This window comes from Nocardia yamanashiensis, from assembly GCF_021183565.1.
In the GTDB taxonomy this organism is placed as follows: Bacteria; Actinomycetota; Actinomycetes; order Mycobacteriales; family Mycobacteriaceae; genus Nocardia; species Nocardia yamanashiensis.
In genome coordinates this window covers 6,807,993-6,823,099 of the sequence record NZ_CP089226.1, presented here as the reverse complement: position 1 = coordinate 6,823,099, position 15,107 = coordinate 6,807,993, and the positions used below count along the sequence as shown (strand labels likewise).

The 15,107-nt window shown below is 68.2% G+C and carries 15 protein-coding genes; 5 read left to right on the top strand and 10 right to left on the bottom strand.

Annotation, left to right across the window (positions count from 1 at the left end; genetic code table 11):
- Window positions 1-83 precede the first annotated feature (83 nt).
- Together glmS and LTV02_RS31445 are read right to left on the bottom strand one after the other, a co-directional pair.
- The gene (gene glmS, locus LTV02_RS31450) at window positions 84-1,922 is read right to left on the bottom strand and encodes a glutamine--fructose-6-phosphate transaminase (isomerizing) (protein ID WP_067717863.1); all 1,839 of its coding nucleotides are present in this window, start codon (window positions 1,920-1,922) and stop codon (window positions 84-86) included.
- Window positions 1,923-1,937: 15 nt separating this feature from the next.
- Entirely contained in the window at window positions 1,938-2,207 is a 270-nt protein-coding gene (locus tag LTV02_RS31445; protein ID WP_233035351.1) for a hypothetical protein, read from the bottom strand.
- Window positions 2,208-2,396: 189 nt separating this feature from the next.
- Here LTV02_RS31445 and LTV02_RS31440 point away from each other — a divergent pair, with 189 nt between their 5' ends.
- The gene (locus LTV02_RS31440; RefSeq protein WP_233035350.1) at window positions 2,397-2,924 is read left to right on the top strand and encodes a peptidylprolyl isomerase; all 528 of its coding nucleotides are present in this window, start codon (window positions 2,397-2,399) and stop codon (window positions 2,922-2,924) included.
- A gap of 27 nt (window positions 2,925-2,951) precedes the next feature.
- The gene (locus LTV02_RS31435; RefSeq protein ID WP_233035349.1) at window positions 2,952-3,827 is read left to right on the top strand and encodes a rhomboid family intramembrane serine protease; all 876 of its coding nucleotides are present in this window, start codon (window positions 2,952-2,954) and stop codon (window positions 3,825-3,827) included.
- Here LTV02_RS31435 and LTV02_RS31430 read toward each other — a convergent pair.
- Window positions 3,824-4,258 carry a PH domain-containing protein gene (locus LTV02_RS31430; RefSeq protein ID WP_233035348.1) on the bottom strand — a complete coding sequence of 145 codons (435 nt, stop codon included), beginning with the start codon at window positions 4,256-4,258 and terminating at the stop codon, window positions 3,824-3,826. The two genes, LTV02_RS31435 and LTV02_RS31430, sit on opposite strands and share 4 nt — an antisense overlap.
- Window positions 4,259-4,331: 73 nt before the next feature.
- Window positions 4,332-4,598, bottom strand: a complete 267-nt coding sequence (gene crgA / locus LTV02_RS31425; protein WP_067717872.1) for a cell division protein CrgA — start codon at window positions 4,596-4,598, stop codon at window positions 4,332-4,334.
- A 126-nt stretch (window positions 4,599-4,724) separates the two neighbouring features.
- On the opposite strand from crgA, the gene LTV02_RS31420 reads away from it, so the two are divergent.
- From LTV02_RS31420 to LTV02_RS31410, 3 genes are read left to right on the top strand one after another with little or no spacing between them, the layout of a single operon-like run.
- Window positions 4,725-5,363: an aminodeoxychorismate/anthranilate synthase component II gene (locus tag LTV02_RS31420; RefSeq protein ID WP_233035347.1), complete on the top strand. Its 639-nt coding sequence runs from the start codon at window positions 4,725-4,727 to the stop codon at window positions 5,361-5,363.
- On the top strand, window positions 5,360-6,052 hold the full coding sequence (locus LTV02_RS31415; RefSeq protein WP_233035346.1) for a RibD family protein: 693 nt from the start codon (window positions 5,360-5,362) through the stop codon (window positions 6,050-6,052). Before LTV02_RS31420 ends, LTV02_RS31415 begins: the two co-directional genes overlap by 4 nt.
- A complete protein-coding gene (locus LTV02_RS31410; protein ID WP_233035345.1) occupies window positions 6,045-6,506 on the top strand; it encodes a deaminase in 462 nt (153 codons plus the stop codon). Before LTV02_RS31415 ends, LTV02_RS31410 begins: the two co-directional genes overlap by 8 nt.
- Before the next feature lie 58 nt (window positions 6,507-6,564).
- On the opposite strand, the gene pknB is transcribed toward LTV02_RS31410, so the two are convergent.
- Genes pknB through LTV02_RS31380 form a run of 6 tightly spaced genes read right to left on the bottom strand, consistent with a single transcriptional unit; the run spans window position 6,565 to window position 14,964 of the window.
- Window positions 6,565-8,469, bottom strand: coding sequence for a Stk1 family PASTA domain-containing Ser/Thr kinase (pknB, locus tag LTV02_RS31405; protein ID WP_067717884.1), 1,905 nt, complete (start codon window positions 8,467-8,469; stop codon window positions 6,565-6,567).
- On the bottom strand, window positions 8,466-10,034 hold the full coding sequence (locus tag LTV02_RS31400) for a protein kinase domain-containing protein (RefSeq protein ID WP_233035344.1): 1,569 nt from the start codon (window positions 10,032-10,034) through the stop codon (window positions 8,466-8,468). Before LTV02_RS31400 ends, pknB begins: the two co-directional genes overlap by 4 nt.
- A 34-nt stretch (window positions 10,035-10,068) precedes the next feature.
- On the bottom strand, window positions 10,069-11,541 hold the full coding sequence (locus tag LTV02_RS31395) for a peptidoglycan D,D-transpeptidase FtsI family protein (RefSeq protein ID WP_067717889.1): 1,473 nt from the start codon (window positions 11,539-11,541) through the stop codon (window positions 10,069-10,071).
- A complete protein-coding gene (locus tag LTV02_RS31390; protein WP_067718329.1) occupies window positions 11,538-13,007 on the bottom strand; it encodes an FtsW/RodA/SpoVE family cell cycle protein in 1,470 nt (489 codons plus the stop codon). The genes LTV02_RS31395 and LTV02_RS31390 overlap by 4 nt, the downstream gene beginning before the upstream one ends.
- Complete coding sequence (locus LTV02_RS31385) at window positions 13,007-14,500, bottom strand: PP2C family protein-serine/threonine phosphatase (RefSeq protein ID WP_233035343.1); 1,494 nt, start codon at window positions 14,498-14,500, stop codon at window positions 13,007-13,009. The genes LTV02_RS31390 and LTV02_RS31385 overlap by 1 nt, the downstream gene beginning before the upstream one ends.
- Window positions 14,497-14,964 carry an FHA domain-containing protein FhaB/FipA gene (locus LTV02_RS31380; protein ID WP_040802230.1) on the bottom strand — a complete coding sequence of 156 codons (468 nt, stop codon included), beginning with the start codon at window positions 14,962-14,964 and terminating at the stop codon, window positions 14,497-14,499. The genes LTV02_RS31385 and LTV02_RS31380 overlap by 4 nt, the downstream gene beginning before the upstream one ends.
- Window positions 14,965-15,107: the final 143 nt, after the last annotated feature.

Here is a 15,107-nt window from a genome sequence, read left to right as displayed (position 1 = left end):
CCGCCGCGATTGTCCATTTCCGAAACGTCCCCAGCTCCATCCGACCACTGTGGCACAGCAATGGAATTCGCGCATCAACGCGACTATTCGACGGTCACGCTCTTGGCGAGATTGCGGGGCTTGTCCACATCGCGGCCCAGGGCGATCGCGGTGTGATACGCCAGCAGCTGCAGCGGAATCGTCAGGATGATCGGGTCGAGCTCGGTCCCCACCTTGGGCACACGAATCACCGCGTCCGCCAAGCCATCCGGGATATCGGCATTGGTGACCGCGATGACCGGCCCGCCGCGCGCCTTGATCTGCTCGATGGTGGTGATGTTCTTGGGCAGCAGTTCGTCGTCCGGCACCAGCACCACGCTCGGCATCTCCGGGTCGATCAGCGCGAGCGGACCGTGCTTCAGCTCCGAGCCTTGATACGCCTCGGCGTGAATGTAGGAGATCTCCTTCAGCTTCTGCGCGCCCTCGCGCGCCACCGGCCACATGCGGACCCGGCCGATGAAGAACATGCTGCGCGCCTTGGCATATCGGGCCGCCACGTCGGCGATGTGCCGTTCGTCGGCGAGCACCGCCTCGATGGCGCCGGGCAGCGCGCGCAGGCCGTTCACGATGCGCTCGCCCGACGCCGCCGACAGGTCGCGCACCCGGCCCAGCAGCAGCGCCAGCATGGCGAACGACACGGTCATATTGGTGAGCGCCTTGGTCGAGGCCACCGAGACCTCCGGTCCGGCGTGCAGGAACACGCCCGCCCCGCACTCGCGCGCGATGGCGCTGCCGACCACGTTCACCGCGCCGATCACCCGGCCGCCCTTGCGCTGTAATTCCTGAACGGCCGCAAGGGTATCCAGCGTCTCGCCGGACTGGCTGATGGCGATGTACAGGGCGTCCGGATCGACCACCGGATTGCGGTAGCGGAATTCCGAGGCCGGTTCGGCGGTGGCGGGGATGCGGGCCAGTTCCTCGATCAGCTGCGCGCCCAGTTGTCCGGCGTAGTACGCCGAGCCGCAGCCCAGGAACACCACCTTGGTGATGCCGCGCAGTTCGCGGGCGTCCATATTGAGCCCGCCCAGCACGGCGGTGGCGAAACGCTCGTCCAGCCGGCCGCGCAGGGCCCGGCGCACCGCCTCGGACTGCTCGGCCATCTCCTTGGCCATGAAGTCCGGGTAGCCGCCGAGGGCGTAGTCCTCGGCCGCCATATCGATGGTGGTGGGAATCTTGTCGGTGCGGCGCGCCTCGAGTCCCAGTGTGCTGGTGCGGAATTCGCCCGCGCGCACGGTGGCGAGCTCGCCGTCGTCGAGGAACACCACGCGCTGGGTGTGGTGCACCAGCGCGGCCACGTCGGAGGCCACGAACATCTCGCCGTCGCCGACGCCGAGCACGATGGGGGAGCCGTTGCGGGCCACCACCAGCTCGTCGGGGCGGCGGGCGTCCAGCACCAGCAGGCCGTAGGTGCCCTGGACGCGGTACAGCGCGGTGCGCACGGCGTCTTCCAGGGACTCGGCGTCGTCGAGGGCGGCGGCGATCAGATGCGCGATGGCCTCGGTGTCGGTGTCGGAGAGGAATTCCACCCCGGCGGCGGTGAGTTCCGCCCGGAGTTGTTCGGCGTTCTCCACGATGCCGTTGTGCACCACGGCGATCCGGCCGGAGCCGTCGGTGTGCGGGTGGGCGTTGGCGTCGCTGGGTTCACCGTGGGTGGCCCAGCGGGTGTGCGCGATGCCGACATTGCCGCGCAGGCGGGCGCCCTCGGCGTCCACGCGATTGCGCAGGTCCTGGACGCGGCCCTGGGTTTTGGTGATGCGCAGCCGGCCGCGGTGCGGGACGGCCAGGCCCGCGGAGTCGTAGCCGCGGTACTCGAGCCGGTGCAGGCCCTCCAATAGGACCGGAACAGCTTCCCGATGCCCGATGTATCCGACGATTCCACACATTGCGGGACGGACTCCTCACCCGTAGACGATGCGTCGCAGTTGTCGTTCGGTGAAGTCGGGGGCCGCGACCGGGCGTTGCGCGAGTTCCGCCGCCAGGCGTTGCCAGATTTCGGCATTGCGGACCTGGCGGGCTTGTAGTTCGGCATGTCTGCGGCGCACGAACTGCTCGGCGGTTTCGTCGAAGTATCCGACGATGTCCGCGACCACCCGGGCCGCGACCGCGCTGGGTAAACCAGTGGAGGCCGCGACATGGCGGACCAGATCGACCGGAACCCCGTCATTCACTCGGTCGAGCCTGCCTTGTCCAAGCGGTTTCGACAACTTACGTGCCCGAAATCGGGCAGAAAATCACACGCTGACGCTAGGTCTTGGGGGCTACGCCCCCAAACCCCCAGGAAAGGAGTGGCCTGGGCTGCGGGCACCGGTCGGCCTGCCGTGGCGGGTGGTCGCGGGGCAGGACCTAGGCTGGTGCGCGTGACCTCACCGAATCAGACCGCCGTGGCCACGCTGCACACCAACCACGGTGACATCAAGATCTCGCTCTTCGGTAACCACGCTCCCCGCACGGTCCGGAATTTTCTGGGTCTGGCGGACGGCTCCGCGCCGTACACCAAGCCGAACGCGTCGGGCACCGATTCGGGACCGTTCTACGACGGCAGCACCTTCCATCGGGTGATCGAGGGTTTCGTCATTCAGGGCGGCGATCCGACCGGGACCGGGCGCGGCGGGCCGGGGTACGAGTTCAAGGACGAGTTCCATCCGGAGCTGCGGTTCGATCGGGCGTACCTGCTGGCCATGGCGAACGCCGGGCCGGCGACCAATGGTTCGCAGTTCTTCATCACGCTGGCCCCGCAGCCGACGCTGAATCGCAAGCACACCATTTTCGGTGAGGTCATCGACCCGGATTCCCGCAAGGTGGTGGACGAGATCGGGGCGACCGCCGTCGATCGCAACGATCGCCCGAAGGACGAGGTTGTGATCTCCGGGATCACCATCTCCTGAATCCGGCCCGACCCGAAGAGAATTCACATGAATCCGTACCAGCCCGCACCGACCTGCTTCAGACATCCGGACCGGCCGACCGGTCTGGCCTGCACCCGGTGCGGGCGCCCGGCCTGCCCGGAATGCCTGACCCCCGCGGCCGTCGGGCAGCACTGTGTGGAGTGTTATCAACAGGGCCGCAACGACGTGCGGCCGGTGCGCAACGCGGCGGGGATGGCGGTCGGGCAGCAGCGCCCGCAGCCGTACGTCACCTGGGGGCTGATCGCGATCAATGTGCTGGTCTTCGCCGCCACGGCGATCCAGGCCAAGAGCGTCATGGACAACCAGAACTCCCAGCTGTTCTTCGACTGGGTGCTGATCCCGGGCCTGATCGAGGGGGAGTGGTGGCGGGCGCTCGGCGCCGGCTTCCTGCACTACGGCATCATCCACCTGGCCGTGAACATGTTCGCGCTGTACGTGCTCGGCCCCTACTGCGAGATCGCGCTGGGCCGGGTGCGATTCCTGGCCGTGTATCTGGTGTCGCTGCTGGGCGGTTCGGCCGCGACCGTGCTGTTCTCGTCCGCGCTGACGGCCTCGGCGGGCGCGTCGGGCGCGATCTACGGCCTGTTCGGCGCGGTGGCCATCGTCATGCTGCGGACCCGGCAGAACCTCACCCAGATCCTGGTCCTGCTGTTGATAAACCTGGTGATCACCTTCTCGGTGCCGGGCATCTCCATCTGGGGACATCTCGGCGGCCTGCTGGCGGGCACCGTCGCGAGCGCCGGGATTCTCTATCTGCCGGGCTGGCTGAAGGCGCGTGACCTGCGCACGGCTTCGATCATCGGCTGGGCGACGGTCGCCGCGGTGGCTTTGCTCGAGGTGCTGGTGATCGTGCTGGCGGCCCCGAACGTGCTGGTGAACTAACCGATGTGGGCGCGGAGCGTGTCGAGGACTTCCTCGGGGCGCTCGCCCAGATCCCAGCGGCCGAAGACGATGAGCTTCTCGTCCCCGTCGTGGTTCACATCCAGTTCCAGCATGGGCATCTTGCGGCCGAGCCGGCGGTAATAGACCACGCGGGCGCGCAGCACCTGCTGGGCGGTGTAGCGGCGCGGCCCGGACAGGCCGCCGATCACCAGCGGGGCGGGCGTGCCGGGTTCGACGGCGAGCCGCGGTCGCTGCCGGAATCCCATTCCGGCCAGGGCCAGCAGGCCCAGCGCGGCCAGGCCGATCAGTACTTTTCCGGCGCTGTCATGCGACAGCACGGCGGCCACGGCCAGCACCACACCGCCGACCGTGCAGGCGATCAGGGCGGCGGGAGGTGTGGACCACGCGAGCCGGGAGTCGGTCGATGTCACTGTCCCCACTCTCTCCTCGAGTTGTCCACAAGGTCATCCACAGGTGTGTATGAATAACAATGATGTAAGGCACTCACCGCCAGCGCATGGTCATGATCAGACCCACGACCATCAGGCCGAATCCGATCAGGAAGTTCCACGCGCCCAGATCGTTCATCCAGGTGATGTGCTCCGCGGCCAGGTAGTAGACCAGTAGCCAGGCCAGCCCCGCGAGCATGAAGCCCAGCATGATGGTGACGTACCAAACCGGCGACGGACCGGCCGCCTTCACGCGTACAGGCGTGCGGCTGGCCGGGTTGATCGTGTAATCGGTCTTTTTCCGGACCTTCGACTTGGGCATTATGTCCTCGGTTTCGGCGTGCAGTCTCAGTCACATTATCCCGCCAACGCTGGGGAAAGCGTGGTCGGGGCGCATGTCGGCGGTATTGCGTGCGACTTCGGCAACCGCGCCAACTACTCTCGACGTATGCGTGTACTCGTTGTCGACAACTACGACAGCTTCGTGTTCAACCTGGTCCAGTACCTCGGGCAGCTCGGAGCCGAAGCCGTGGTCTGGCGCAATGACGACGCACAGCTCGCGGATGTGGATCAGGTCGTGAAGGACTTCGACGGCGTGCTGATCAGCCCCGGTCCGGGTTCGCCGGATCGCGCGGGCCGCAGCATCGATCTGGTGCACGCCGCCGCCCGGCACCAGACCCCGCTGCTCGGGGTGTGCCTGGGACATCAGGCCATCGGGGAGGCGTTCGGCGCCACCGTGACCCGCGCGCCCGAACTGCTGCACGGCAAGACCAGCGACGTCTTCCATATCGGCGCGGGCGTGCTGGCGGGGCTGCCGGATCCGTTCACCGCCACCCGGTACCACTCGCTGACCGTGGTCGAGGAGACCATGCCGCCGGAGCTGGAAGTGCTGGGCCGCACCGAATCCGGCATCGTGATGGCACTGCGGCATCGCACGCTGCCCATCCACGGCGTGCAGTTCCATCCTGAATCGGTGCTCACCCAGGGCGGGCACCGCATGCTCGCGAACTGGCTGGGCGTGTGCGGGCAGCGGCCCGACGAGGGCCTGGTGCGGACGCTCGAGGCGGAGGTCGCGGCACTGGTATGAGCGGATCGGCGCGTCCGCACGTGCTGCTGTCGGTGGCGGTCAGCGTCGACGGCTATATCGACGATGCGTCCCCGGACCGGTTGCTGCTCTCCAACGCGGCGGATTTCGATCGCGTGGACGCCCTGCGCGCCGAGTCCGACGCCGTCCTCATCGGTGCGGAGACCCTGCGTCGGGACAATCCGCGGCTGCTGGTCAACAGCGCGGATCGGCGCTTGCGGCGAGTGGCGGACGGTAAGCCCGCGTATCCGCTGCGGGTGATCGTCACGGCGCGCGGGGATCTCGACACCGGGCTGAAATTCTGGCACAGCGGTGGCGAAAGACTGGTTTACACCACCGATTCCGGGGCGGCCAAGCTCGGCGACGCCCTGGCCGGCGTGGCGGACGTCGTATCCCTGGGCGCGGCAATCGGTTTCGGGGCGCTGCTCGACGACCTCGGCAAACGCCATGTCGGACGGCTCATGGTGGAGGGCGGCGGATCCATCCACACCGCTTTCCTCGCCGGCGGGCTGGCCGACGAAATACGAATGGCCGTAGCCCCTTTGGTGGTCGGCGATCCGGCCGCTCCGCGCTTCCTCGGTCCCGGCGCCTTCCCCGGCGGCCCCAACCATCGGATGCACCTGGCCGACGTCAGCCGGATCGGTGACATCGCACTGCTGCGCTATCTGCCGAAGGAGGAGTCGGATGTCTGACGAATTGCGTTCGGACCGTGGCTGGATGCGGCACGCCATCGGCTTGGCGCGCCTGTGCCCGCCGAGTGAGACCGCCTTCTCGGTGGGCGCGGTGATCGTCGGCGCGGATGGCGTGGAGATCATCCACGGCTGGTCGCGGGAGACCGACGACAAGGTGCACGCCGAGGAATCGGCGCTGAACAAGCTCGCACCCGGCGATCCGCGGCTGCGCCACGCCACCATCTACAGCACCCTCGAACCGTGTTCGGTGCGCGGCAGCACGGACCGAACGCCCTGCACCGATCGCATCCTGCAAGCCGGTATCCGCCGTGTCGTCATCGCCTGGCGCGAACCCGGCACCTTCGTGGTCAACTGCGTGGGCGTGGAGAAACTCCGGGAGCACGGCGTCGAGGTCGTGGAACTACCCGACCTCGCCGACGAGGCCATGTCGATGAACCGGCATCTGAAGCTCTGAAACGACGAAAGCCGCGCTCCCGGTGGGGAACGCGGCCTTCACGTTTACGAATGACCGATCACGGCGGGCCGAGCGAGAGCACCCCGGTCGTGATCGTCACCGTCTGCGTCTTCCCGATGGACGATCCCGCCGTCGGCTGCTGGCTCACGATCCGCCCGACCTCGCCGGTGTTCAGCGTGCTCTGCTGCCCCTGCGTGATCTGCCCGTTCCAGCCCTTCTGCCGCAGCGCGTCCGCGGCCTGCGACGGCGTCAGCCCGATCAGGCTCGGCATGGTGATCTGATCCCCGGTGGAGACCTGCACGGTCACCGTGGAGCCCTTGTCCGCCATGGTCCCCGCCGCCGGATTGGTGGCGATGACCGTGCCCTTGGCCTGCGAGTTCGGCACTTCCTGGATGTTCACCTTGAATCCGGCGCTGTCTGCCAGATTCGGTTGCGCCACATCGATGTTCTGCCCCACCACATCCGGCACCCGGACCTTCTCCGGCCCGGAGCCCAGGGTGACGGTGACCTGCCCGCCGGAGTCGGTCTTCTGACCTTCGCCCGGAATCTGGCTGGTGACCTTGTCCTTGTCCTCGGCGCTGGAGGCTTCCCGTTTCACATCCGGGTTCATCTGCAGCCCGATGGAATTCAGCTTCTGCTCGGCCTGCTGCTGGCTGAGCCCGGCCAGGCGCGGCACCACGACCTGTGCGGGCCCGGTGGACACCTGCAGGGTGACGGTCGAACCCTTGTCGATGCGGGAGCCGCCGAGCGGCTGGGTGGCGATCACATTGCCCGCCGCCACTTTGCTGTCCGGTTTCTCCTGGATAGCCACGCTGAAGCCGGCCTTCTCCAGATCCCGTTGCGCCAGCGCCGAATTCTTGTTGGACAGTTCCGGCACCGTCACCTGGTCGGGGCTCGCGCCGGGTCCGACCAGCACCCACAGCAGGGCGGCGATCAAGGCCACCGCGGCCGCCGCCCCGCCCGCGATGAGCGCGGTGCGGCGGGAGCGCCCGGGTTCGACGATCTCCTGTTCGGTGGTGTCGTCGCGGCGCTCGACGGTGCGGTAGCTGCGCGGCGGCGGCAGATCGTCGTCGAGGAAGTCGTTGCGATCCTGATCGCTCATCACGATGGGCGCGGTGGGCTTCTGCCCGCCCAGTACCCGGATCAGGTCGGCGCGCATCTCCGCCGCCGTCTGATACCGGTTGGCCGGGTTCTTGCTCATGGCCTTGAGCACGACCGAATCGAGTTCGCGCGGCACGCCCGGATGCACGTGCGACGGCAGCCGCGGATCCTCCCGGACGTGCTGGTAGGCGACCGCGACCGGTGAATCACCGGTGAAAGGCGGTTCGCCGGTGAGGATTTCGTAGAGCACGCAGCCGACCGAGTACACGTCCGAGCGCGCGTCCACCTGCTCGCCGCGCGCCTGCTCGGGGGAGAGGTACTGGGCGGTGCCGATGACGGCCGCGGTCTGGGTCATCGGATTCGAGCTGTCGGCGATGGCCCGCGCGATGCCGAAGTCCATCACCTTCACCGCGCCCGCGCGATTGATCATGATGTTGGCGGGCTTCATATCCCGGTGCACGATGCCGTTGCGATGCGAGAAGTCCAGCGCCGCACACACATCGGCGATGATCTCCATGGCCCGGCGGGGCGCCAGCGGCCCCTTGCCGCGCACGATATCGCGCAGCGTGTCGCCGTCCACGTACTCCATCACGATGTACGGCAGCGGCCCGCCGTCGACCTCGGCCTCGCCGGTGTCGTAGACGGCCACGATGGCCGGATGGTTCAGCGCCGCCGCGTTCTGCGCCTCGCGCTTGAAGCGCAGATAGAAGGTGGGGTCGCGGGCCAGGTCGGCGCGCAGCACCTTGATCGCCACGTCCCGGCCGAGCCGCAGATCTCGCGCCCGGTGCACCTCGGACATACCGCCGAACCCGATGATCTCGCCCAGCTCATAGCGGGAGGAGAGATTCTTCGGGGTCGTCATGGCAGTCCTTGCTCGGGCAGGGGCAGTGAGTTGTTGCTCTGACCACGTATTCCGTTGCCCCCCGGGAACGGGAATCCGGTGGGCAGTTCGATTGTGGGCGGCTTCGGTTTGGTGGTCGAACCCGCCCCGGCCGTTGTGGTCGGTTCGACCGGTTTCGTGGTGGTCGGCGCCTTGGTCGTGGTCTTGGGGACCGTGGTCGGCGGCTCGGTGGTGGGCGGCACCGTGGTCGGCGGCGGCTCGTAGGTGGTGGCCGGCGGCTCGTAGGTCGGCACCACCGGCTTCTCGCGCGTGGTGGTGGGCGGCACCGTGGTCGTGGTGGACGGCACCACCGGCGGCACCACCACGGCGCTGGACTTGGTGGGCGTCGGCGTCTCGGAGGTATTGCTCGACAGCAGCACGAACGCGGCCGCGGCGCCGAGGATCAGCGCGCCCACGCCGAGACCCGCGACGGCCTTCTGGTTATTGGTGAACCGGCCGCCGCCCTCGTCCCCGGCGAGCGGGGCGATGGTGGCCGGACCGACCGGTTGCTGCGCGCCGGACAGCAGCACGGTCTGGCCCTCGCCGGTGGACTGCGGTGGCGGGCCGGGCTGCCGCATGGGCTGCGGCGGGGTGGGATAGCGCGTGGTGGCCTGATCGGACCGCATCCCCGGAATGATCATGGTGGGTCCGGGCGGCAGCACCCGGGTGGCGCCGGTGGGCGGCACCGCCGGAATCCCGCCGGGCGGGGTCGGCCGGCGGCCCGAGCGCACCGCGGCCACCGCGTCGGCGAATTCGCCGCCGTTGGTGTAGCGCTGGGCCGGATCCTTGGCCATGGTGATCTCGATCAGCTCGCGCACGTTCGGCGGCAGATCCGCGGGCAGCGGCGGCGGGGTGTCGCGCACATGCTTCATGGCGACGGTCAGCGCGCCGTCGCCGGTGAACGGCCGCGCGCCCGAAAGCGCCTCGTAGCCCACCACTCCCAGCGAGTACACGTCCGACGCCGCGGTCGCGTCCTCACCGGTGGCCTGCTCGGGCGCGATGTACTGGGCGGTGCCCATCACCATGCCGGTCTTGGTCACCGGGGAGGCGTCCACCGCCTTGGCGATGCCGAAGTCGGTGATCTTCACCTGACCGGTCGGCGTCACGAGAATATTGCCGGGCTTCACATCCCGGTGCACCACGCCCGCGGCGTGCGCCACCTGCAGCGCGCGCCCGGTCTGCTCCAGCATGTCCAGGCCCTGCATGACCGAGAGCCGGTTCAACCGGTTCAGCACCGCGTTCAGCGGTTCGCCCTGCACCAATTCCATGACCAGATAGGCGGTTTCGCCACCGGACGGGTCCAGGGTCTCGCCGTAGTCGTAGATCCCCGCGATACCGGGGTGATTGAGCTGCGCCGTTGTCCGCGCCTCGGTCCGGAACCGATGCCGGAAGGTCGGATCCGCGGAGAACTCCGCCTTGAGCACCTTCACCGCGACCCGGCGATCGAGCCGGGTGTCGAGCGCTTCCCAGACCTGACCCATGCCGCCGGTGGCGATCAGCCGCTGCAGCCGGTACCGGTCCGCGATCATCGCACCGTTGTTCAGCATTCGAGTCCCCGTCTACCTTGCACCTTCATGTCGTTCAGCCCCCCAGTCCGGCATCGAGCACCGCGCGCGCGACCGGCGCGGCCACCGAGCCACCGGTGGCGGCCAGCGCCCGGTCACCGCCGTTCTCGACGATGACCGCGATCGCGATCTTCGGGTTCTGTGCCGGCGCGAAGGCGATGTACCAGGCGTGCGGCGGGGTGTTGCGCGGGTCCGAACCATGTTCGGCGGTCCCGGTTTTCGACGCGATCTGGTAGGAGCGCGGCGCGGTGCCGCCCTGCGTGTTCTTCTCCGATTCGATCATCAGCGCGGTCAGCTGGGACGCGACCTGGGCACTGACCGCCTGCCCGACCGACATCGGCTTGACGGTCTCGAGCGTGCTCAGATCGGGGGCCGTCAGCTGATCCACCAGGTGCGGCTGCATGCGCACCCCGCCATTGGCGACGGTGGCCGCGATGACCGCGTTGTCCAGCGGCGTGATGGCCACATCCCGCTGCCCGATGCTGCTCTGTCCCAGGGCCGCGTTGTCGCCGATGGTGCCGACCGTGCTGTTGGCCCAGGGAATCGGAATGGAGGGATGCTCGCCGATGCCGAACGCGGCCGCCTCGTCCTTGAGTTTCGCCGCCCCCACCTTGATACCGAGGTCCACGAAAGCGGTGTTACACGAGTACTTGAACGCCTCGGTGAGCGATGCGGTCGGCCCGTCGCCCGGCCCGCAGTGGCTGCCGTTGTAGTTCTCGAGGGTGGTCTCGGTGCCCGGCAAGGTGATTCGGGAAGCTGCGGTGAGCTGGTCGTCCGGTTTGGCGATGCCGTTGGACAGCGCCGCGGCGGTCACCACCACCTTGAAGGTCGAGCCGGGCGGATAGGTCCGCGACACCGCGCGATTCATCATCGGCTCGTTCGGATCGTTGGCCAGCGAGGTGTACGCCTGCTTCTCGGTGGCGGCGTCATGGCTGGCCAGCAGGTTCGGATCGTAGGACGGCGTGGACACCATGGTCAGGATGCGCCCGGTGCTCGGCTCGATGGCCACCACCGAACCGGTGTAGCCCTTCGCCGTCAGCTGCTCGTAGGCGACCTTCTGCATGACCGGGTTGATGGTGGTGATCACATTGCCGCCGCGCGGATCCCGGCCGGAGATCATGTCGATGAGCCGGCGCCCGAACAGCTGATTGTCGGAGCCGTTGAGCACCGAGTCCTCGGCCCGCTCGATCCCGTTGCTGCCGTAGTTCATCGAGTAGAAGCCGGTCACGTTCGCGTAGGCGAAGGGATCGGTCGGGTAGGTGCGCAGGTACTTGTAGCGGTCGTCGGTCTCGACGGAACTCGCGAGCACGGTGCCCTGCGCGGAGATCTGGCCGCGCTGGCGGGCGTACTCGTCCAGCAGCACCCGGCGGTTGCGGGAGTCGCTGCGCAGTTCGTCGGCCTTGTAGACCTGCACGTAGGTGGCATTGGCCAGTAGGGCGACGACCATCACCATGACGGCCATGGCGACGCGGCGCAGCGGCGTGTTCACGCGACTCCCCCCTTGGGCCGGCGCACCATTTCGGTCGGCGCGTCGGCGATCGGCTCCGCCACTCGCTTCCGGGCCGGAATGGGCGCGCGGGCCGCGTCCGAAATCTTGATCAACAGGGCCAGCAGCGCGTAGTTGGCCAGCAGCGACGAACCACCGTAGGAGACGAAGGGAGTGGTGAGGCCGGTCAGCGGGATCAGCTTGGTGACGCCGCCGACCACCACGAACAACTGGATGGCGATGGTGAAGGCCAGGCCCGCGGCCAGCAGCTTGCCGAAGCTGTCGCGAATGGCCAGCGCGGTGCGCAGCCCGCGCACGATGAAGATGGTGAACAGCATCAGCACCGCGGCCAGCCCGATCAGGCCCAGCTCCTCGCCGATGGTGGTGATGATGAAGTCGGTCTTGGCGAACGGCACCTGCGAGGGCCGGCCGCTGCCGAGTCCGGTGCCCGCCAATCCGCCTGTCGCCAAACCGAACAGCGACTGCGAGATCTGGTAACCGGTGTTGTTGAAGTCGTCGAAGGGGTGCAGCCAGGTCTCCACGCGCACCCGCACGTGCCCGAACATCTGGTACGCGAACACGAATCCGATGCCGAGCAGTACCAGGCCGATGGCCACCCAGCCCACCCGCTCGGTCGCGATGTACAACATGACCAGCACGGTGGCGAAGATCAGCAGCGAGGTGCCGAGGTCCTTCTCCAGCACCAGCACGCCGACGCACACCACCCAGACCGCCAGGATCGGGCCCATATCGCGGGCGCGCGGCAGTTCCATCCCGAAGACGTGCTTGCCGGCGGCGGTGAACAGGTCACGCTTGGCGACCAGCACCCCGGCGAAAAATATGATCAGCAGGATCTTCGCGAACTCGCCGGGCTGAACGCTGAAGCCCGGCAACCGGATCCAGATCTTGGCGCCGTTCACCTCGGAGAAGCCGCTGGGCAGCAACGCGGGCACGGCCAGCGCGACCAGACCGACGAGTCCGAGCGTGTAGGCGTAGCGGGCCAGGGTGCGGTAATCACGCAGCACGATCAACAGGCCCATGAAAACCACCATCCCCAACCCCGTCCACAGCACCTGCTGATTGGCATCGGGGGAGGGGATGGGCTTGGAAGCGAAGATCGCATCCTGCTTCTCGGCCAGGTCCAGGCGATGGATCAGCACCAGCCCGAGTCCGTTGAGCAGCGCCACGATCGGTAGTAGGAGCGGGTCCGCGAAGGGTGCGAAGCGCCGCACCGCCAGGTGCGCCACCCCGAACAGCGCCAGATAGGCCGCCCCGAGTTTGGCGATGTCCCAGGTGATGGACTGTTCCTGGCTGGCCTCCACCAGCACCAGCGACACCGTGGTGATCAGCGCCGCCAAACCCAGCAGCAGCAGTTCCACGTTCCGCCGGGTGGACGGCGGTGGCGCGGGAGCGAATCCGCCCGGGGGACTGGGAAAAGCCCCAGCGGACGGCGGTGGCGGGGCGGACATCAGTCCGTCCACCTGCAGTTCTGCCCCGGGGTCTGCGGTGCGGTCGTGGTGGTGACCGGCGGGGTGGGCTGATCGGACTTGGCCGGAGACAGCGGCTTCTCACCCCCGGGCACGGGCGTGGTCCCGTCGGGCGCGGTGCTGGTCGGGGCCGCCGGCGTGGTGGTGGCGGTGGGCTGCTGACCCGTGCCGGTGGTGCCGGTGGGGTTGGTCGGCTGCTGGCCGGCCTGCTTGTCGCACACCGGCAGCAGTTCCTTCTCGGCGAGCGCGCGCATCTGCTTGACGGCTTCCTCGCGCGAGCCCGGCGGCAGGCCCTTGTCGACCGAATCGCGGCCGCTGGGGCGCAGATCGGTGAGTTTGAGTTCGGCGCAACCGCCCGGGAAGGAGGTGCCGGGCGCGACCAGGGTGAGTTCACCGGTCTTGGTGACGCAGCCGATCTGGTCCACATCGCGGATCGAATAGCCCAGTACCGAACCGGGCAGGCCGCGCAGGATCACCACCTTGCCGCTCTCGGCGCCCACGTAGTAGTTGCTGCGAATCATGTTGTAGCCGACCGTCAATCCCGCGCCGATGGCCACCAGCAGCGCCACCGAGAGTGCGATCCAGCGCACCTTGTGACTCTTCTTGGGCGGTTCGGGCTCGGCCGGCTGCACCTGTCTGCGCGGTGCGGCGCGCGGCGGGCGCATGGCGGCGGCCCGGCCGGCGGCGGTGTTCGGCGGCGGCGTGTCCTCGTCCTGGCCGGAGGCCGCGCCCGCCACGATCGGATGCGACTGCCCGTAATCCAGATCGATGACGTCGGCGACGACGACGGTGACATTGTCGGGACCGCCACTGCGCAAAGCCAATTCGATGAGCCGGTCCGCCGACTCGTCGGTGCTGCCCTCGCGCAGGGTGTTGGCGATGGTCTCGTCGCTCACCACATCGGACAGGCCGTCCGAGCACAGCAGGTAGCGGTCCCCGGCCCGGGCTTCGCGCACGACCAGGGTCGGCTCGATCTCGTTGCCGGTGAGCGCGCGCATGATGAGCGAGCGTTGCGGATGGGTGTGGGCCTGCTCCGGCGTGATCCGCCCCTCGTCGACCAGCGACTGCACGAAGGTGTCGTCGCGGGTGATCTGGGTGAGCTCGCCGTTGCGGAGCATGTAGGCGCGGGAGTCGCCGATATGCGCCAGGCCGAGTTTGCGGCCCGCGAACAGGATGGCGGTGAGCGTGGTGCCCATGCCGTCCAGTTCGGGCTCTTCCTCGACCTGGTCGGCGATGGACGCATTGCCTTCGTGGACAGCGCGATCCAGCTTGCCGAGCAGATCGTCGCCCGGTTCGTCGTCGTCGAGATGGGCCAGCGCCGCGATCATCAACTGCGAGGCGACTTCACCGGCGGCGTGGCCGCCCATGCCGTCCGCGAGCGCGAGCAGCCGCGCACCGGCGTAGACGGAGTCCTCGTTGTTGGCTCGGACGAGACCGCGGTCGCTACGCGCTGCGTAGCGGAGAACAAGTGTCACGATCGCAGCTCGATCACTGTCTTACCGACACGGACAGGGGTACCGAGCGGGACTCGGACCGGGGTGGTGACCTTCGACCGGTCGAGGTAGGTCCCATTGGTGGAACCGAGATCCTCGACGTACCAGTCCTCCCCACGCGGCGACAGGCGCGCGTGGCGGGTGGATGCGTAGTCGTCGGTGAGGACCAGTGTGGAGTCGTCCGCGCGCCCGATCAGCACCGGCTGCGAGCCGAGTGAGATGCGAGTGCCGGCGAGTGAACCCTGAGTCACCACGAGATATTTGGCGCCCTTCTGGCCCCGGCGGAAAGACGGGAGCACCGCGGAACCGCCTGCGGCCCGCGGCGCGACCCGGAGACCGGAAGCCGCGTAGATATCGCTGCGCAAGGTACGGAGCACCGCCCACACGAACAGCCACAGCAGCAGCAGGAACCCCGCGCGCGTCAGTTGCAGGATCAATCCCTGCACGGTGCTCCACCTCCTGTTGGACCGTGTCGTAGGTACGGCTCGCCGACCCCCAACCGGTGTTGTGCTCGGGTTTCCGCCGCGAGTATTGGCAGCATCATAGGGCCGACGACCGGTTGCGATCACGATACGACCGAGGAAATGTC